Annotated in this window: 17 protein-coding genes; 11 read left to right on the top strand and 6 right to left on the bottom strand. The window is 38.9% G+C overall.

What is annotated here, in order from left to right; all coding sequences use genetic code 11:
• The first annotated feature begins 124 nt into the window (after positions 1-124).
• From QZL88_RS07500 to QZL88_RS07510, 3 genes are all read left to right on the top strand, one after another.
• Positions 125-790, top strand: coding sequence for a DUF1080 domain-containing protein (locus QZL88_RS07500; RefSeq protein WP_296939722.1), 666 nt, complete (start codon positions 125-127; stop codon positions 788-790).
• 151 nt (positions 791-941) lie between these two features.
• On the top strand, positions 942-1,739 hold the full coding sequence (locus QZL88_RS07505; protein ID WP_296939724.1) for a helix-turn-helix domain-containing protein: 798 nt from the start codon (positions 942-944) through the stop codon (positions 1,737-1,739).
• 85 nt (positions 1,740-1,824) lie between these two features.
• Positions 1,825-2,193, top strand: a complete 369-nt coding sequence (locus tag QZL88_RS07510) for a VOC family protein (RefSeq protein ID WP_296939726.1) — start codon at positions 1,825-1,827, stop codon at positions 2,191-2,193.
• Positions 2,194-2,255: 62 nt separating this feature from the next.
• On the opposite strand, the gene QZL88_RS07515 is transcribed toward QZL88_RS07510, so the two are convergent.
• Complete coding sequence (locus tag QZL88_RS07515) at positions 2,256-3,896, bottom strand: fumarate hydratase (RefSeq protein WP_296939728.1); 1,641 nt, start codon at positions 3,894-3,896, stop codon at positions 2,256-2,258.
• A gap of 216 nt (positions 3,897-4,112) precedes the next feature.
• Here QZL88_RS07515 and QZL88_RS07520 point away from each other — a divergent pair, with 216 nt between their 5' ends.
• The gene (locus QZL88_RS07520; RefSeq protein ID WP_296939757.1) at positions 4,113-5,288 is read left to right on the top strand and encodes a hypothetical protein; all 1,176 of its coding nucleotides are present in this window, start codon (positions 4,113-4,115) and stop codon (positions 5,286-5,288) included.
• On the opposite strand, the gene purN is transcribed toward QZL88_RS07520, so the two are convergent.
• The gene (purN, locus tag QZL88_RS07525; protein WP_296939760.1) at positions 5,285-5,851 is read right to left on the bottom strand and encodes a phosphoribosylglycinamide formyltransferase; all 567 of its coding nucleotides are present in this window, start codon (positions 5,849-5,851) and stop codon (positions 5,285-5,287) included. The two genes, QZL88_RS07520 and purN, sit on opposite strands and share 4 nt — an antisense overlap.
• Before the next feature lie 154 nt (positions 5,852-6,005).
• On the opposite strand from purN, the gene QZL88_RS07530 reads away from it, so the two are divergent.
• From QZL88_RS07530 to rnc, 3 genes are read left to right on the top strand one after another with little or no spacing between them, the layout of a single operon-like run.
• Positions 6,006-6,242, top strand: a complete 237-nt coding sequence (locus QZL88_RS07530; RefSeq protein WP_006798850.1) for an acyl carrier protein — start codon at positions 6,006-6,008, stop codon at positions 6,240-6,242.
• A 21-nt stretch (positions 6,243-6,263) separates the two neighbouring features.
• Positions 6,264-7,526, top strand: coding sequence for a beta-ketoacyl-ACP synthase II (fabF, locus tag QZL88_RS07535; RefSeq protein WP_296939763.1), 1,263 nt, complete (start codon positions 6,264-6,266; stop codon positions 7,524-7,526).
• A 33-nt stretch (positions 7,527-7,559) separates the two neighbouring features.
• Positions 7,560-8,357 (top strand): ribonuclease III, encoded by a 798-nt coding sequence (rnc, locus tag QZL88_RS07540; protein WP_296939764.1) that lies wholly within the window; start codon positions 7,560-7,562, stop codon positions 8,355-8,357.
• Positions 8,358-8,419: 62 nt separating this feature from the next.
• Here rnc and QZL88_RS07545 read toward each other — a convergent pair whose 3' ends face one another.
• Positions 8,420-9,775, bottom strand: coding sequence for an FAD-dependent oxidoreductase (locus tag QZL88_RS07545; RefSeq protein ID WP_296939765.1), 1,356 nt, complete (start codon positions 9,773-9,775; stop codon positions 8,420-8,422).
• A gap of 235 nt (positions 9,776-10,010) precedes the next feature.
• Between QZL88_RS07545 and asnA the strand changes: the two genes are divergently transcribed.
• The 4 genes from asnA (at position 10,011) to QZL88_RS07565 (ending at position 16,772) form a co-directional block, all read left to right on the top strand.
• Positions 10,011-11,048, top strand: coding sequence for an aspartate--ammonia ligase (asnA, locus tag QZL88_RS07550; RefSeq protein WP_296939767.1), 1,038 nt, complete (start codon positions 10,011-10,013; stop codon positions 11,046-11,048).
• Between the two features lie 155 nt (positions 11,049-11,203).
• A complete protein-coding gene (locus QZL88_RS07555) occupies positions 11,204-12,874 on the top strand; it encodes a nucleoside kinase (protein WP_296939769.1) in 1,671 nt (556 codons plus the stop codon).
• Positions 12,875-13,295: 421 nt separating this feature from the next.
• On the top strand, positions 13,296-14,267 hold the full coding sequence (locus tag QZL88_RS07560; RefSeq protein ID WP_296939771.1) for a hypothetical protein: 972 nt from the start codon (positions 13,296-13,298) through the stop codon (positions 14,265-14,267).
• 504 nt (positions 14,268-14,771) lie between these two features.
• Complete coding sequence (locus tag QZL88_RS07565; protein WP_296939773.1) at positions 14,772-16,772, top strand: hypothetical protein; 2,001 nt, start codon at positions 14,772-14,774, stop codon at positions 16,770-16,772.
• A gap of 67 nt (positions 16,773-16,839) precedes the next feature.
• Here QZL88_RS07565 and QZL88_RS07570 read toward each other — a convergent pair whose 3' ends face one another.
• From QZL88_RS07570 to gcvP, 3 genes are all read right to left on the bottom strand, one after another.
• Positions 16,840-17,292, bottom strand: coding sequence for a copper resistance protein NlpE (locus tag QZL88_RS07570; protein WP_296939775.1), 453 nt, complete (start codon positions 17,290-17,292; stop codon positions 16,840-16,842).
• Between the two features lie 9 nt (positions 17,293-17,301).
• A complete protein-coding gene (locus tag QZL88_RS07575; RefSeq protein WP_296939776.1) occupies positions 17,302-17,601 on the bottom strand; it encodes a heavy metal-associated domain-containing protein in 300 nt (99 codons plus the stop codon).
• A gap of 136 nt (positions 17,602-17,737) precedes the next feature.
• The gene (gene gcvP, locus QZL88_RS07580; protein ID WP_296939778.1) at positions 17,738-20,590 is read right to left on the bottom strand and encodes an aminomethyl-transferring glycine dehydrogenase; all 2,853 of its coding nucleotides are present in this window, start codon (positions 20,588-20,590) and stop codon (positions 17,738-17,740) included.
• Positions 20,591-20,607 lie beyond the last annotated feature (17 nt).

Here is a 20,607-nt window from a genome sequence, read left to right on the forward strand (position 1 = left end):
TGTCCGGTCTTTTTTATTTAATCAGTATAATAATTTCTTGAAATCCTTACATCTAATTGTTAAAAAAGAGATACATTTGTTCACCTTATGATTTATTTAAATGTATTATTAAAAAACAAATGCCATGAAACGTATCTTTTTGATCTTATCTATTTTATTAATTGCCTGTTCTTTATCCGCTTTATCAGCTAACAAAAACAAATGGAAACCACTCTTCGGGACTAATCTTTCAGATGCAAATTATAACCCGGAAGTATGGAGCGAAAAAGACGGAGTACTCGGCGCAGTAAAAGACGAATCTATCTGGACTACCACCCAATATGAAAACTTTGAGCTTGATCTCGAATTCAAAACAGATGAAGCAACCAATAGCGGAGTAGTCGTTTACTGTACAGATACCAAGAACTGGATCCCCAATTCGGTAGAAATACAAATAGCCGATGACCATAGCGAGCATTTCAAGAATGCCAAGCCATACGAAAAATGCGGTGCTATCTATGGCCATCTGGGTGCAAACAAAGACAAAGTAGTAAAGAAACCGGGAGAATGGAACCACATGCATATAAAATGTGAAGGACAGCATATCACTGTGACACTTAATGGACAGAAAGTCACAGAGATGAATATGAGCAAATGGACTTCGGGGACAACAAATCCTGATGGAACAAAAATTCCGAGCTGGCTGCCTAAACCATTTGCCGAACTACCGACAAAAGGATTTATCGGTTTGCAGGGAAAACATGGAAACTCCTTAATCTGGTTTCGTAATGCAAAAATACGTAGTTTATAATAACGATCAGAATATGTGATTTACTTGCGAATAGGGCGATAAATAATTTTATCGCCCTATTCACTATATCACAATGTCCGTTTTTTACAAGACAAAGAAAAGATAAGCGCTTAACTTTGCTTCTGCTTTATTTTTTCATATATTTATCTTAATGGAAACTTTCAGATTCATAAAGCCATCACCAATACTGGCTCCATTTGTTAAGCACTATTGGATATTAGAAATGGATGGGATTAATACCGTTTCGGAACGGGTAATCCCTACGGGATTTATGCAAATGATTTTCCATCGTGGTGACAGAATGAACTCGCTATCCGATAATAAAATACAACCCCAATCATTTATTTGCGGACAATCGACAGGTTTTACGGATTTAGTGTCTACCGGTAAAGTAAATATGATTGTCGTTGTTTTCCACCCTTTCGGAACCAAGGCATTCTTTCCGATGCCTATGAATGAATTCTACAGAATGGATGTATCTCTTAACGACTTGAGCGATAAATCCCTGAGCGAGCTGGAAGATCGTGTTTATAACGAAGAAGATAACAATAAGGCAATAGCATTGATAGAATCCGCACTTATTTCCCGTCTAAGGCTATTCGACAATCACAACCGGAAGCGGATAACGGAAGTAATAAAAGCTATAAATCACAAGCACCAGTCCAGTATTAGATCTTTATCCGAAATAGCATGCCTTAGTTATAAGCAGTTCAACCGTATATTTACTGAATATGTGGGTATCAACCCAAAAGAGTTTACACGCATAGTACGTTTTCAAAGGGCGTTATATACCCTACAGAACACACCGGATATTAATATCACAGAGTTGGCCTTCGATTGCGGATATTACGACCAACCTCATCTGATAAAAGAATTTAAAGCTTTTGCCGGCTATACTCCTCCCGAATTTATATCAGTCTGCACCCCTTATTCCGATTATTTCTCGTAGCAGATTGAATGTCCTTTTCTTACAAGATTCGAAGAGCCTGATACCCTACTTTTGCAATGTCAATTAACATATTAAATTCAGACTTATGAAAAGATTAGTATCGTTCTTCGAAATCCCTTGCAGTAATTTTAGCAGGGCTGTAAAATTTTATGAAACTATTTTCGGAATCGAAATGCCAAAATTTGATTGCGAGAGTGAAAAGATGGCTTTCTTCCCTGACGAAGACGGCTTGTCGCCCGGCGCAATTTCATGGGCGGAAGATTTTCTCCCGTCAAAAAACGGAGTGCTTATCAGCCTCAACTGTGAAGATATAGCTTTCGCCTTATCTTTAATAGAATCGAATGGAGGAAAAGTTGTTATCCCAAAAACAAAAATAGAGGCAGAAAACCGTGGCTACTTCTGTGTATTTGCCGATAGCGAGGGGAACCATGTAGGATTATATTCAGACAAATAGCAAAAATAAGGGCTGAACTTTAAAGTTCAGCCCCTGTTTGTCTTATAATCATATAAATGATTTTAGCATGTCGCACAGTTAATAGGCTTCAATTGTTGGAAGAAATCATTTCCTTTATCATCTACCAGAATAAAAGCAGGAAAATCAACGACCTCAATTTTCCAGATAGCCTCCATACCTAGTTCAGGATACTCAAGACACTCTAGGCTCTTGATACTGTTCTGTGCCAGAATAGCCGCCGGACCACCTATACTACCCAGATAGAAGCCTCCATGCTTATGACAGGCATCTGTTACCTGCTGGCTGCGGTTCCCTTTGGCAATCATGATAAGGCTGCCACCTTGCGACTGGAATGAGTCTACATAGGAATCCATACGCCCCGCTGTAGTCGGCCCCATAGATCCGCTGGCGTAGCCTTTCGGCGTTTTTGCCGGACCTGCATAGTAAATAGGGTGATCTTTTATATATTGTGGTAATCCTTCACCGTTATCGATTCGTTCCTGCAATTTTGCATGAGCAATATCACGCCCAACGATAATTGTGCCGGTAAGGGACAAACGGGTCGAAACAGGATATTTAGTCAGTTCTGCAAGAATTTCTTTCATCGGACGGTTCAGGTCTATCTTTACTCCACCGGCTTCCCCCGCATTGCGTAATTCTTCAGGGATGAGACGAGCCGGATTATCTTCCAGTTTCTCCAACCAAACTCCGTCCTTATTGATTTTACCTTTAATATTCCTATCTGCCGAACAGGATACTCCCATTCCTACCGGACAAGAAGCTCCATGGCGAGGCAAACGGATTACACGGATATCGTGAGCAAAGAACTTACCACCGAATTGCGCCCCCAGGCCTAACTCCTGGGCTGCCTTCAATAATTTCGCCTCCATCTCCAGATCGCGAAAAGCCTGACCACCTTCATTCCCTGAAGTAGGTAGGTTATCATAATATTTTGTAGAAGCCATCTTCACTGTCTTCAGATTTGTTTCGGCGGAAGTGCCGCCAATAGCAAATGCAATATGATAAGGAGGGCAAGCTGCTGTTCCCAACGATTTCATTTTCTCTATAAGGAATTTTTCCAGCTTACCGGGAGTCAGCAATGCTTTTGTTTCCTGATAAAGATAAGTCTTATTAGCCGAGCCTCCACCTTTGGCTACGAACAAGAATTTATATTCATCCCCGTTTACGGCATATAAATCTATCTGCGCAGGAAGGTTGCTCCCTGTATTTATTTCCTTATACATGTCCAGGGGCGCATTCTGCGAGTAGCGCAGATTGTCTTCCGTAAAAGTATTATATACTCCTTTCGAGAGAGCCTCTTCATCATTTCCTCCGGTCCATACATTCTGGCCTTTCTTACCCATTATAATCGCTGTGCCTGTATCCTGACAGAACGGAAGTATACCTTTAGCCGAGATCTCGGAGTTACGCAAAAAAGTAAGCGCCACAAACTTATCGTTATCACTGGCTTCAGGATCGGAGAGAATTTTTGCAACCTGCTCCTGATGCTCAGGACGAAGCAAAAACTCCACATTATGGAATGCATGCTGAGCTAATAAAGTAAGTGCTTCGGGTGATACTTTTAAAATTTCCTGACCTTCAAAGTTTGCGGTAGAAACGAAGTCTTTCGACAAGAGATAATACTCTGTTGTATCTTTTCCAAGAGGGAAAGTTTCCTGATACTTAAACGGAGGTGTTGCCATGAATTAATATTTTTATAGTTGATTTATTATGTGCAAAAGTAGCAAATATCTACAACCTTATCAAGGATTGCAAGTTTATAAAATAATAAAATGAAATTCTAATTATGCTAAATTTTGTAAGAGTAAAATATCTTTCAATAAAAACTTGTATATTTGTTGCGTATATACTAACTAGGGTTACTATATCAAATACATAAATTACATAAAGAGACACAAATGAGTACAAGCAAATATATAATAACATTAACACTCCTACTGCTTATCCCGCTATTTGCAGAAGCCCAGATATATAGGGCTCCTACAAAGAAAGAGGCTGAACAGATAGGAAAAAGGATATATGTTATCAGCACAGGTGATACTACTCGTGTCGTAAATACCATCAGCGGTGGACTGACTGATGAATACTCCAAATTTTTATTCAGGAAAAGCCAAAACGCAGAAATTGATTCTATCTTTGGCGAAACAGACCCCAATTATAGTAACTTAGAGGAAGCCGTTCTCGATATAGACCGGTTGTTACGTGAAGTCGGTGAAGAAAAGAAGATCAACAACGAAAGAAATGATGCTTTAGGCTTCCGGCTTGCCAGAGATTACCGGAACAGGAAAAAGAAAGAACAAGCTGCTATGAACATAGCTGACAGCCTGATGAAAAAAGATGCCTCTATTCAGGAATTAACCAATATGTATATCGGATTTAACGGAAAGCCGACCTATTACATTAATGGGCTGGAAGTACCGTTTTCTGTAACCAACCAGCTCTATCCATCGGAAGTTATTAAACGTGAGATGCGGGTTACCGATACTGCTTCGGGAAATCCATTCGGTGAGATTTGGTACCTTGTATCAGAAAAAACGCTGAATAGATTAAAAATCCCTATCGATCTGACAAATGACTATTTATTCAACAATAATGTAGCTACTACGGCAACCACTGTACCTGTAAACAACACCTCTGAAGCAAAGAAAAAAGCACCTAAAGCTCCGGAACCTGTTATTAGAAGGGAGATCACTGCCGATGGCAAGCTAGTAGACCGTGTTGTAAAAACAGAGGAAACAGATATACCTGAAGAAAAAAGTGCGACTGAATCAACAACCAGGATTATCTCCAGAACTGTAAATGATGAAAAAGTAGGTACAGATGAAAATGCTACTTACATAATAAACAGACCAGGTATTAAACGGGTAGCCAATCCTCCTCAGTCAACCATAAGACAACAACATTATAATAGCAATAACAACAGTAGCACTACTACAATTAATAACAATGTAGAAAATCAGGAGAAACCTGCTAAAGTTGAAGAAAAGAAACAGCAGGATAATACCCCTAAAACTGTTCCCAAAAAGTCAGTTCGCAGGATAAAAGAAAGGCTACAAAATCAATATAAAGATTAACCGTTCAGCACCTTATTTATAATTACAGGAAAGTATGTGTACTCCAGTTCATGTACTTTTTTTGCAACATCTTCATAACCATCAGTAGCGGAAACCGGGCATTTAGCCTGAAAGATAATTGCTCCTTCATCGTAATTTTCATTTACATAATGTATCGTAATCCCCGATTCCGACTCACCCGCTTCGACCACTGCTTTATGTACATTATCTCCATACATACCTTTCCCCCCGAATTTTGGCAGTAAGGCCGGATGTATGTTAATTATCTTATCAGGATATGCCTGTAGCAGATTTTCCGGAATTTTCAGCAGGAAGCCCGCCAATACAATAAAATCGACCTCCCTTTGCAACAAGCACTCAAGAACTTTATCTGTATGGTAAAAGTCGTTTTTTGAGTATGTAACAGAATCTACCCCTAAATTTTTAGCCCGCTGATGTACATATGCATCTTCTTTGTTCGAAATGATGAGCTTTATACTTACAGTCTCATTATTTGCGAAATACTTTATTATATTCTCTGCATTAGAACCTGACCCGGAGGCGAAAATTGCGATTTTAGTCATTAAGTATAATTTAAGATGCCTGCACACAAACAAAAAAAATGTGCAATTTTAACTATTTTATCCACAAAATATTTGTTTCATATGTATAAAAAACTGTTACTTTGCACCGACAAAATTAGAAATAAAAATTTATTATTAATCAAAACTAGAAATTATGTCAGAAGTAGCATCAAAAGTGAAAGCAATTATTGTTGATAAGTTAGGTGTAGAAGAATCTGAAGTAACAGATACTGCTAGCTTTACAAACGACCTAGGAGCTGACTCACTTGACACAGTAGAATTAATCATGGAATTTGAAAAAGAATTCGGCATTTCTATTCCAGATGATCAGACTGAAAAAATCGCTACAGTAGGAGATGCTGTCTCTTACATTGAAGCAAATGCAAAATAATTTTTTTTCCAATATTTACTTATGGAATTAAAAAGAGTAGTAGTAACAGGTCTAGGCTCGGTATCTCCTCTTGGCAACGATGTAGCCACTACATGGAACAACGCCATAAACGGGGTGAGTGGGGCTGGACCTATTACTCATTTTGACGCGTCAAAATTCAAAACACAATTCGCTTGCGAAGTTAAAGGATATGATCCTTCTGTCTATCTGGACAGGAAAGAAATGCGCAAATGCGATAGATATACATTACTTGCTATAGGTGCTTCCGAAGAAGCTATCGCGGATTCAAAACTTGATTTTGAAAAAGAGAACTGCGATCGTATAGGTGTTATCTTCTCCGCTGGCATTGGTGGTATAAAGACTTTCGAAGAAGAAGTCAGTTATTATGCAAAAAATGAAGAAAACGGACCAAAATTCAATCCTTTCTTTATCCCTAAGATGATTTCGGATATTGCAGCAGGACTTATTTCGATTCGTCATGGTCTACGCGGCCCTAACTACGGAACCGTTTCGGCCTGTGCTTCATCTACTCATAGTGCTATAAACTCTTTCGACATTATCCGTATGGGTAAGGCCGATGTTATTGTAGTGGGCGGTGCGGAAGCAGCTATTACAGCTGCCGGTGTCGGTGGTTTTAATGCCATGACTGCATTATCTACACGCAATGATTCGCCAGAAACAGCTTCACGTCCATTTAGCGCCAGCCGCGATGGGTTTATCATGGGAGAAGGTGCTGCATGTCTTATTTTCGAAGAACTGGAACATGCCCTTGCCCGTGGAGCTAAAATCTATGCAGAAGTAGTTGGCGGAGGTATGTCTGCAGATGCTTATCATTTAACTGCTTCTCACCCGGAAGGATTAGGAGCTAAGTTGGTAATGAGAAATGCTCTGCAAGATGCAAACATGAGCCCTACTGATATGGATTATATCAATGTACACGGAACATCGACCCCGGTAGGTGACCCGTCTGAGATAAAAGCTATCAAAGAAGTATTCGGTGAGCATGCATATAATCTGAACATCAGTTCTACCAAATCAATGACCGGCCACTTATTGGGTGCAGCAGGAGCTTTGGAAGCCATGTTCTGTGTATTGGCGGTTCAGAACGATATCGTTCCTCCGACAATCAACTTTACAGAAGGTGATGAAGATACTGAAATAGATTACAAACTGAACCTTACATTCAACAAGGCTCAAAAGAGAACTGTTAATGTAGCACTTTCCAACACATTTGGTTTTGGCGGACATAATGCATGTGTGATAGTCAAAAAGTTTAAGAAATAGGAAAACAACGTGCTTAAAAAGATATATCGAGGTATGAGGCTTCTTCCTAAAAGAGGGAAGGAGCCTTATGTATCTTTTTGCAAAATACTTGGGTTCTATCCGTACAATATTACATTATACGAACAGGCCTTATTACATAAGTCATCGTCGATAAAACTGAAAGACGGCAGATGGATCAATAACGAACGCCTCGAATTCCTCGGTGACGCTATTCTGGATGCAATCGTAGCTGATATTGTATTCAAAGAATTCGAATATAAGAAAGAAGGCTTCCTTACCAATATGCGCTCTAAGATTGTCCAACGCGAAACGCTAAACAGGCTTGCTTTGGAGATCGGCATAGATAAACTCATCAAAACATCGACCCGGAATACAACTCCGAATACGCACATGTATGGCAATGCACTGGAAGCATTCATTGGTGCCATATATCTTGATCAGGGCTATAGAGCTGCAAAACGATTTGTTTTTGAGCGCCTTATACAGGAACATCTGAACATAGAATCTGTAGCAGAACTAGAGGCCAATTATAAATCCAGATTGATAGAATGGAGTCAGAAGCAAAAGATATCTGTTAGTTTTGATCTTATCGATAGCTTTGTTGACGAGAACAATACTCCTATATTCAAAACAGCTGTGATAATTATGGGAGAGCAAGCTGGCCTTGGCACAGGTTACTCCAAAAAAGAATCGCAGCAGAAAGCGGCAAAAGAAGCCTACAATAAGCTACAACGCAACACAACTTTTCGCAATCATATATTTGAATTATATGAACAACAACAGCAACTACAGAACGAAAAGTATGTAAATACTGCTCCTGAGGAGGAATAACCCTAAACTTCATAATATAGAGAAAGCCACTTCCAATCGGGGTTCAGGAATTTCATATCTTGTTACGACAAGCCATATCCGTTTAACATCCCGTTAAAATACAATGGTTTCAAAACCTTTACCTTTAGATGCCATGCTGCTGCTTGCTCTTTCGACATATCCATCATGGTAAAAGGTGCTGATGGCTGAGGATTTTTATCATAATCAAATTCGCAAAGAAGAACATGCCCGTAGTCGGTGACGATAGGGCATGCTGCATATCCATTGTATTTCATCTCCGGAGACTTACCGTCCATCAGAGAAATAAGATTCATTGCAGCTACAGGAACTTGTTTACGCACAGCGGCAGAAGTTTTGCTGGTAGGAATTCCCGCGCAATCACCTAAACAAATAATATTGGAATATGTCTTGTGCACTAATGTCTCTTTGTCTACCATGACCCAGCCTTCATCGGCTAATTTTCCCTCAGTCCAGGATAGCCCTGAATTCTTTACAAAATCGGGAGCAGACATAGGAGGTGTGAAGTGCAGGAAGTCATAGTCTTCGGTGATAGGCGTTATGATTTTTTCATCCCCGACAGTTTCTATATGATCCATATACACACGTTTAGCGGAAGTATCTACTCCTTTCAGGCGGGTAGTCAAATGTATCGGAATATTCCGTTCATTGTATATTTCTAGTAAACGTGGAGTATAATACGGTACATCGTAAAGCTCATTTGCCGCGGTGTAATAGCTGAGGGTAACGTTGTCTCTTGTTTCTTGCTTGCGAGTATAATGTTCTGTCAATAAGCATATTTTTTTAGGAGCACCTCCGCATTTATGTTTGGTGTAAGTATCTGTAAAGATACCTTTTCCTCCCGTTTTGGAGAATTCCTGGATGGCAGTCCATGTTTTCTGAGCTCCTTCGAAATCATAGATAGAATGGGCATTCCCCAGGCCTAATGTATCTTTGCTGATTCCTTCTGTTTTCTCCCAGTTTATTTGTAACCCGGGAGTAAGTACAAGAAAATCATAGCTTATATTACCGTTTGATTCTGTTACTATCTGATTGCTCACAGGATTTACTTCCTTTACACTATCCTTTATCCATTTTGTCTGACTGGGTACACAACCTTTCTGATCTTTCCATACTTCATCAGGAGTGTACACCCCCGATGCAACCAGGGTGAATCCAGGCTGATAGTATTGGCGATCGCTGGGATCGATAAGGGTGATGTCCGGTTCATCCAACCAGCGTTGCAGCAGGGCAGCCATGCTGAGGCCGGCGGCTCCTCCACCGATTATGACAATTTTACCTTTCGCATTACTAGAGAATTCTGTCAGTTTGTATATTCCTGTTGCGGTAATTAATCCTGCTGCACTGGTAACGGCAGCAACTTTAAGAAACTTTCTTCTGTTAATCTTTCTATTAGGCATTAGTAGTTTATGATAATTAGAGTTTTTATGGCATTTTCGTCTAAGTTCGGATTCGACTGGGGCAAAGATACATTATTTTTATTCATCAGCCAACCGTAAATGCTTATCTATGGGGATGATATATGTTTAGAGTGGAATGACATAATGTATTAATTGGTGTGAAAATGTTTCCATATTAATATTTAAAGGTTAACTTTGCGTGTTATTTAACAGCAAAAACGTTCAAAATACCAAAATGAGCTATTTAATAAAACCAAAACAGTACCATGCTTTGCTTGACTTACAACAAACCGAAATGGGAATCAAGCGAATAAAAGACTTCTTCCAACAAAACTTATCATCAGAACTTCGGTTGCGTCGTGTTACCGCTCCTTTATTTGTCTTAAAAGGAATGGGGATAAATGATGACCTGAATGGTGTGGAACGTGCCGTTAACTTTCCTATAAAAGATATGGGGGATGAACGCGCTGAGATTGTTCATTCACTGGCAAAATGGAAACGTCTTACTTTGGCTGATTATGGAATAAATGAAGGGTATGGCATTTACACAGATATGAATGCAATCCGTGCAGATGAGGAATTAGGTAATTTGCACTCTCTGTATGTAGATCAATGGGATTGGGAGATGGTGATGTCTCCGGAAGATCGTAATCTCGATTTTTTAAAGGAAGTTGTTCGTCGTATTTATGCAGCCCTGGTTCGTACCGAATATCTTGTATATGAGGCATTCCCTGCTATAGTGCCGATTTTGCCTAGTGAAATTAAGTTTATTCATGCAGAGGAATTGTTGAAAAAATATCCGGGCTTTTCATCTAAAGAACGGGAAAATAAAGTGGCGGAAGAATATGGCGCTGTTTTTATTATAGGTATTGGAGGAGAACTGAGCAATGGTGAACCACATGACGGGCGTGCTCCCGATTATGACGACTGGACGACAAGATCTGAAAATGGATTTAATGGACTCAATGGAGATCTTATTGTTTGGAATCCGGTGTTGGGCCAGGGAATGGAGCTTTCCTCAATGGGCATTCGTGTTAATAGGGAAGTGTTACTTGAGCAATTGAAAAAATCAGGACAGGAAGATCGTACACAATTATATTTTCACAGACGTTTGCTTAATGGAGAACTCCCTCAATCTATCGGAGGCGGAATAGGTCAGTCCCGACTATGTATGTTTTACTTACGCAAAGCACATATAGGTGAAATACAGGCTGGTATATGGCCGGCAAAAATGCGAGTGGAAGCCGAAAGTCTGGGGATGCCTTTGATATAAGGACTTTTCATAAAAAGATTTAAATAAGTGCTTTTCAGATGCTGAAAGAATCAGGATTGCAGCTATAAGTTGATTATTTTTCTTAACTTTATAATTCAAGGATGTTTTTTATTAAAGACATCCTTCGTTATTTTAATTATTCAACTAGACAAAACATGGAAAATAAGGTAACTATTCACTGCACAAATACAGACAGTTATAAGGACTTCCCCGTAGGGACAAGCCTGATTGATATAATGAAAGGTTTTTCTCTGAAGACAGAATTTCCGGTTGTGAATGCAAGGGTTAATAATAAGACTGAACCGCTGGACTATCAGGCCTATCATAATAAAACAGTGACATTCGTTGAGCTGACAGAGCCTTCAGGGATGCGGACTTATGTGCGTTCACTGTGCTTCTTACTGGCAAAAGCAGTTTCGGAAATTTTTCCGGAAGGGCAACTTTATATAGAACATCCGATTTCGCTCGGCTATTTCTGCCGTATTATCAATGTATCTTCTGTTATAGATCAGGCAGCTATTGAATCTATAAAAACGAAGATACGAGAATATATTGATGCTGATATGCGTTTCGAAGGGGTAGAAGAAGAGACAGTGCAGGTTGTAAAAATGTTCAGGGAGAGAGGTTTTGAAGATAAAGCCATTCTGCTGGAGACTTCAGGTGAGATGTATTCTAAATACTACCGTCTGGGAGACTCTGTCGATTATTTTTATGGTTGCCTTGTCCCATCTGCCGGATACATAGATATATATGACTTACTCTTGTATAATGATGGTTTGCTGCTGCGTGTACCTAACCGTAGTAATCCTATTGAACTTGAGCCTGTTATAGAACAACCGAAGATGTATAATGTATACAAAGAGCACCTTAAGTTTCTTAATATAATAGGGTTGGATAATGTTGGCGATATGAATAAAGCCAATCAGGAAGGCTTGATGCCGGGAGTTATAAAAGTGTCAGAAGCCTATCAGGAAAAAACGATTGCTAATATTGCCGAGCAAATCGCAGCCCGCTCCGAAGACGGGGTTAGAGTTGTGCTTATATCAGGGCCTTCATCGTCTGGAAAAACTACGTTTCGTATGCGTCTTGAGGTCCAACTTATGGTAAATCTCTTAAAGCCAGTGGGGCTTTCTCTCGATAATTATTTTGTAGATCGTGATAAGACGCCTCTGGATGAAGATGGCGGATATGATTTTGAATCATTATATGCTTTGGATATACCTAAATTTAATGAAGATCTGGAAAGTTTGTTGAAAGGTGAGGAAATTGAATTGCCGACATTTAACTTTACTACCGGCCAAAGAGAATATAAAGGTGATAAACTAAAGCTCGATGAGCATACAATATTAGTTATAGAAGGCATACATGGGTTGAACCCGGATTTAACAATTGCAATTCCCGATTATCAGAAATTCAAGATATATGTTTCGGCTTTAACAACGATTTCATTGGATAATCATAACTGGATACCTACAACTGATAACCGTTTGCTGCGCCGTTTGATTCGAGACTATCGCTATCGTAGCTATTCAGCTATAGATACTCTGTCACGTTGGGCGAGCGTACGTAAAGGGGAAGATAAATGGATTTTTCCGTATCAGGAAAATGCAGATGTGATGTTTAATTCGGCTATGATGTATGAATTTGCAGCTTTGCGCCGTTATGCAGAACCAATTCTGTCTCAGGTGCCTAACAATGCTCCTGAATATGCAGAGGCACATAGATTACTTAAATTTCTGAAATACTTCAATTATATAAATGACAGGGAGCTGCCACCAACATCTTTGTTGAGAGAATTTGTAGGTGGAAGTAGTTTTAAATATTAATATAGCGAGATAGACTTAATTAAATAGCGAGAAGGCTGCCGATTTAAAATATTGGTAGCCTTTTTTGTTGTGGCCTTTATTGAAATATCCTTGTTGAATATAAATGCTAATTTGGTTGCAAAAAGGAGGTCATCTTACTTTAGTGTCATTTTATGCTTTATTATTATCGATAAACATGTTTATTGTGTCATTATTTGTTTATTATATTCTATTGTTCACTTTTTGGTATTATTTTAAACTCTGGTTGTTTGTTTTGAATCATATATATGTTTAAAATCGAGCTAAATTGACTGAAATGTGCTTTGTCAATGACTTTAGAACGTCTATTTTTGTTTAAAGCTAAAATGCATTGTTTTTAAATGCAAATACACAAATATTTATTAATAACTATACCACCTTACCTGGGGTGTCTTCTTTTTTTATGAAAACTATAATAAATGAAATGCTTGTTACATCAATAAACAATTCTCTGCCGGAAGGGGAGAAGCTTGTTTCGTTTCTAATGGATTTATTGAATCTAAGCAGGGAATCGGCATATAGGCGGATAAGAAATGAGATTCCTTTTACTTTCGAAGAAGTTATTGCTATCTCTCTAAAGCTGGGACTTTCTTTAGATGAAATAGCAGGACAAGAACAAAAGAACAGAGCTTTTTTTGATTTACCCGTTCCCAAATCGGCAGATCCATTGGATGTGTATTCCGAAATAGTGGATGTTGCAGCTGAGATATATAAAAAGATGCAAAAAAGTAAAGAGTCGGAAATATTCTTTACCGCAAACCAGTTGCCTTTTCCTTATTATATGTTATATGAGAATTTGTCAAAATTCTATTATTACAAATGGATACATAAGACACAGGAGGTTCCTCTCAATTTTTATTTATCTGAATTCTCGCCGCCCTCTCAGGTCTCTACTGTTCATAAAAGATACCGCTATGCGGCAACTAAGGTAAATCAGGTTACAGCTATATTGTGCCCCAGTTTTATTTTGTCTACAGTGAAAGAAATAATTTATTTTTACAGGCGTAGATTGATAACAAAGGAAGAGCTCTTTCTTTTGCAGGAAGACTTATATAAAGTAATCAATAAACTTGAAAATGATACAAGAAAAGGGATTGATGAGAATGGTGTAAAAACAGACTTGTATTGCTCTACTCTAAATATTGCATCAAATAGTATCTGGTTTAGGCATGATAATGAGACCGGAACACAGTTTTGGACTTATACAGATCCTATTACGGTGTATAATACAGAGGTTTCGAAGAGACATAAAATGTGGATCGACTCATTGTTGAAATATTCTACACTTATATCTCAAAGTAATGAGATTCAGCGTTCGGAATTCTTTAATAAGCAAAATGAGTATGTTAAAAACATAGAGAATCTTACACTTTGACAGAGTTAAGCGTATTGTCATTTTCTAGGAATCGGGGTGTTTGTATGCCTCTTTTATTGACAAACGAAAATGCTTTATTTTCACATTTATGCTGATTATATAAAATGTGAATATTTAATTTTGGTATTCGATAAGATGAATTAAAGACAAATATAGGGATAGATATTATTATAAATAGTATCTATATGTAGAGACAAAACTTACAATATCTAAAAAGAGGATTTTTTCCTGATCTAATCTTTTATGATGAAGTATTTACCCGTCGTGTTTAGTAGTTCTTTAAAAATTGTTTTATAAAGTTTTATGATGAAATAAGTAAAAGAAATTTAGACAACAATAGTTTTGCATTAGCATTGTTTGTCTTCTTATATCTGCTCTTTTCCATGCCTGAGAAGGTTCGTTGCAGTATACCGTCGTGCAGAACTATTGTTGGCTAAATTTCTTTTTATAAAACAATAACGTGATTGACAAAACTATAGAATAATTACTTACTAATTTTAATTTATGACATTACAGAGATTCTGTTGGCTGTATGGCATGTTAGTCATGCTATTACTTACGTCCGGATTGAAAGCTCAGGTTACCGTTGGATCTAATAACCCACCGGAAAAAGCTGCCTTGCTGGATATAAAGGAGAAAATAGATAAGACGGGAGGCCCCACCGTCGATAAAGGAGGGCTACTTTTGCCAAGAGTGAGTCTGGAAAGGAAATATCAGCTATATCCCTTTGTTAGAGAAGTTGGATATAATCCCTCAAATTTTGATGATCCCACCTATAATCCGGATGATGTGGATCCGGAATATGCATCCGAAAAATTAGCTCATACCGGGCTTATTGTATATAATTTAGTAGCAGATGATGAAAACGAATTATGTTTGGGCTTAAATCAGTGGGATGGTGAAAAGTGGAACTGTTTTCAGGAAAAAATGGGAAATGCAATTGTTACCATAACCAATTGCGATTCTTTAAACTTCTATGGACAATATCAGAATAAGGTGTCATTGAATTCATCCAATTACATGACTATACCTTTACTTGTAACAAAAGCAGGAGCTTATACAGTCACTATTATGCCGGATCCGGATAATGGATATTATTTTACTGCATCGGGTATATTTATGACAACAGGGTATTATTTTATAACAGTGCCCGGTGCTGGTACGCCAATTGATTACACGCCGGCTACAGGTGCGGGTAGTAATGGTGATTTGATGAAGATCGTTTTTAATGGAAAACCATTGTCTTCATGCGATCCTCTGTATGTGAAGGTGGAAGATTCTTCGAAGAAGCCTCTCTATTCGATGGATTGTAGTAAGACTAAGGTGAGAGGGGTTTATAAAATCGATGTTCCGCTCGATACAGATGAGCATTATATAGACATGGTATTAACTGTAGATGCAGAAGCATTGGGTGCTACATATATTATAGAAACCAATACTGTCGATGGTATTTATTTCAAAGCCGAAGGCACATTAAATAATACTAGTCAGCCCGTTAAATTATTAGGATATGGAGTACCTAATAGTATGGATGATAAGGTATTTACTATTACTTCGAATAGTAAGAAAACAGTAGCCACATGTAAAGCTACTGTATATATGTGTTATACTCCCAAAAAGATATTGGGAATAGGTTATTATAATACAAACTATGGATATTATATTCAAAATTCGGCATCGCTGGCGGTGATGAATGCTGATATAAATTTTGGCTCTTTGGAGAATAGTACGGTAAAAGTGGAGAAGCCGTTTTCTTACAGCTATATAAAAGGTGAGACCCAGGGTAATATCGACGGTGCGGGTTATATAAATGCAACAGCGCTTAGCACCGAGTTGGCTAAGAATCCGGATATTGTTGTCCTGGGCTTTTTCGTATCTTTTAATGCAAATACGATACAACAACTTACAGAATATCTGAATAAAGGCGGTGTTCTGGTTATGTTTACAGAATACTATACAAGTAATGCAGTGAGCGCGGAGGCCCTCTTTCGCAACATTTTCGCTGATTCTAACATCACAGGGGGTATGAAAAATGCAAGAAGTGCTGTTTACCCGTTGAGCTCTATAAATGATGAAATATTGAACGGGCCGTTTGGCGACGCCAGAGGAAAACTATGGGGAGAAGATGCTTCGCAGACATATGTTATACAGGGGCTGCCCGCAGGTGATATATACACATATAGTGGTGGAAGTCGGTTAAATGCTACAGGAGCCAATATACTTCCCGGTGTCACAATGTTTAGACATAAAACTCTAAATCTCTTCTGGGTAGGTGATGGTGGCTTTAATTCAAATCTGGGCCCGTATTACGGCAATACATATTTAGATAAAGGTATTTGCCCATTCACTATTAATTCTTCTATGCAACCTATACCACGTATCGATTATGGTGAGTCTGCTATGGGAAATGTTAATCAGACAGTATATAATTCAATATTATTTGGCAATATAATGGCTTGGGCTATAAAACAAGCTGAATTTAATGGTATCAATACTGTGAAATAAATTGATGAATATAAAGAAAGCCACTTCATTTTTTGAGGTGGCTTTCTTTATATAAAACATCAAAGAATTATTTCTTCAAAATATACAGGTCGGCCATATCTCCGGTAATTTTATTACCCTCCATATCCAGCTGAGTCAATGTATTCTCTCCTACAAAATACTGATTAGGCGCATCTTTAACACCATCCAGAACTATGGTATTACCGGCAGCATTCCAGGTATATTTTCCTTTTTCTTCCGATTTACTGTTTTTCTTATTTACATACTCTGTATTTTTAACAAATGTACTATCAGATAATGTAATGGAAACAACCATACCTTCACCACTGGCTGTAGGTATTTTACCTGTATATGTTCCTTGATAATCAAGTGAATTTTTAGCGTTATGCTCATCTTTCACTTGTTTTGCGATTTCAGAGAATTCATCAACAGAAGCTTTTTCTTCCTGTCCTTTCTGAGTGCCACCACCACAGCTATACATCAATCCCATAGTTGCAATAATGATAAATAATTTTTTCATCTTTCTATTTTATTTTTTCTGTTCACTATTATGTATCTTAACCTCATAGCCTAATTTTTCAATTGCGGCTTTAAGATTCTCCACCGTTGTCTGAGTTTTCTTGAATTCGATCTGTACTGTTTTATTTTCAAGATCTACCTTCATATCCGTAACTCCTTTTTCGAATGCAATATTCTTTTCAATACGCTTCTGACAATTCTCACAAGTCATTGACACATCGAATAGAACTGTCTCTTTATCATTCTTCAATGGTTTTTTATTCTGAGCATCTACTGTTGTACTTATACCCATCATTAAAATAACCGTCATTAAAAATAATTTCAATTTCATAGTTTCACAATTTTGTGTCTATTCTTACAATAAACAAATTAATACGATTTTAGTTTAAACTCTTTTTATATGTTTAGAACAATTCACAATCTACTGTTCCATTAAAATAGAGACATTATCCCATATCACACAGACAGGTAATCAGGTTCCGATCACCAAATGCATTATCTATACGGGCTACATTTATCCAGAATTTATTATCCTTTACAAACTGAAGAGGATAAGCTGCTTTAGATCGCGGATAAGCATGTTTCCATTCGTCGGCACATACTTCATATTCAGGATGAGGAGCATTCACCAGTACATTATCTTCTTTAGTATATGTACCATTCTCCACTTCCTTGATTTCCTCCCATATCTGGTTCATTGTATCTACAAAACGGTTAAGTTCTGCAAGGCTTTCACTCTCGGTAGGCTCTATCATCAATGTACCGTGTACGGGGAAAGACAATGTAGGAGCGTGGTAACCGTAATCCATCAAACGCTTGGCAATGTCCGATTCTGTTATACCGGATGTATCCTTCACCTTGCGACATTCCAGAATCAATTCATGTCCTACCCTGCCCGATGTACCTCTGTAAACGACACCATAAGTATCTTTAAAGCATTCGGCCAGATAGTTTGCATTCAGTATAGCTATTTTTGTCGCATGCGTAAGACCTTCTGAACCCAGCATACGGATATATCCATAAGTAATAGGCAATATCCCCGCACTGCCAAACGGAGCAGAAGCAACAGTATTCACCGTACTGCCATCCAGCTCGGGATGGTGAGGAAGAAACGGGATCAGGTGCTCAGCCACACAAATAGGACCTTCACCAGGGCCGCCGCCGCCATGAGGGATAGCAAATGTTTTATGGAGATTGAGGTGACAGACATCGGCACCGATAAAGCCCGGATTGGTCAGTCCAACCTGTGCATTCATATTTGCTCCGTCCATATACACCTGTCCTCCTTTTTCATGGACAACCTTGCACATTTCCTTTATCTCCTTTTCGAAAATACCATGTGTAGACGGATATGTAATCATACATCCTGCCAGATTATCTTTATGCAGATCAGCTTTCGCTTGCAAATCCTCCAGTACTACATTCCCATGTGTATCGCAATCTATTGTAACAGTATCATATCCGGCCTGTATAGCGGATGCAGGATTAGTACCGTGAGCCGACGCAGGAATAAGGATAATGTTGCGATGCCCCTGTCCGATACTCTCCTGATATTTACGGATTGTCATCAGGCCGGCATATTCTCCGGCTGCACCCGAATTAGGTTGGAAACTAACCCCGGCAAAGCCTGTTATTTCTTTAAGATATTCACCCAGTTCTTCTATCAATTCATTATATCCCTGAGTCTGCGACTGAGGTGCAAAAGGATGGATATTCTGGAACCCGCCCAATGAAAGAGGGAGTAATTCTGATGCTGCATTCAGTTTCATAGTACATGAACCAAGGGATATCATGGACTGTGCCAGAGAGATGTCTTTCCTATCGAGGCGTTTAATATAGCGCATCAACTCGGTTTCTGTATGGTATGAATTAAATACTTCATGCTGCAGGTATTCACTTTTACGGAGGAATTCATCTTTGATAGTCAATTTTTCGGGAAGATCATCAATCATAAATACCTCCATACGTCCGGCTGCAAGGGAAAATACAGCCAGAAGTTCGTGGGCTTTATATTCCGTAATAGCCTCATCTATGCTGATACCGACTTCCCCACCTTCGTAATAACGCAGATTGATATCACGCATTTCAGCATATTCACGCAGAGAATATTGGGAGACACCACTGGCCAAACCTATTTTTAAGGTATCAAAATACTGTTCATTAAGGACAGTATAGCCCAGTTCTTTCAGTTCATCTGCAATCAATGCTGTTGCGGAGTGAATCCGTTTTGCAATCTCCTTCAAGCCTTTAGGCCCATGATATACGGCATAGAAACCGGCCATAGTAGCCAACAGCGCCTGAGCAGTGCAAATATTCGACGTTGCTTTCTCCCGCTTGATATGCTGTTCGCGGGTTTGTAATGCCATACGATACGCCGACTTACCATAAGCGTCTTTCGATACACCGATGATACGTCCGGGCACATTCCGTTTGTTTTCTTCTTTTGTTGCAAAGAATCCGGCTGAAGGGCCCCCATAAAACATCGGAATACCAAACCGTTGGCTGCTTCCGAAAGCAATGTCTGCGCCCCATTCTCCCGGAGGAACTAACAAGGTCAACGCCATCAGATCGGTAGCTACAGCGACTTTGCATCCTGCTGCATGCACTTTTTCCGTGAAAGCTGTATAGTCTTCTACACTACCGTTCGAATTCGGGTATTGGATAACAGCACCGAAAAATTCACTGTTAATATCAAACACCTTATAATCGCCAACCACGACCTCTATACCTTGTGGTACGGCACGGGTATTAATTACTGCGAGTGTTTGCGGAAATATATTTTTATCAACAAACAATTTGTTTGCTCCGTTTTTCACCTGATCGCGACTGCGAAGGGCATGCATCATTGCTGCCGCTTCGGCTCCTGCTGTAGCTTCATCTAGCAGGGAACAATTAGATAGAGGAAGACCTGTCAACTCGCTCACCATTGTCTGAAAGTTCATTAAGGCTTCGAGACGGCCTTGAGATATTTCCGCCTGGTATGGTGTATAAGATGTGTACCAAACCGGATTTTCGAATACATTACGGAAAATAGGTGCAGGGCATACTGTATCGTACCATCCCATCCCTATATACGAAGCGCATATACGGTTTTTCGAAGCTATCAGTGCCATTTCTTCGGCATATTCGCGTTCACTAAGAGCTTCCGGCAAACTCAATCCTCTTTGCAAACGGATATTCTGAGGAATCGTCTGATCTATCAGCTCATCAAGGGTTTTCACCCCGATTTTAGCCAACATTATTTTCTCTTCTTCTGCATTGATGCCAATATGGCGATGTTGGAATCTTTCGCTTTTCATGTCCTTCCCGTTCTGTT

Origin of the sequence: uncultured Dysgonomonas sp. (assembly GCF_900079725.1) — a bacterium.
GTDB lineage: Bacteria > Bacteroidota > Bacteroidia > Bacteroidales > Dysgonomonadaceae > Dysgonomonas.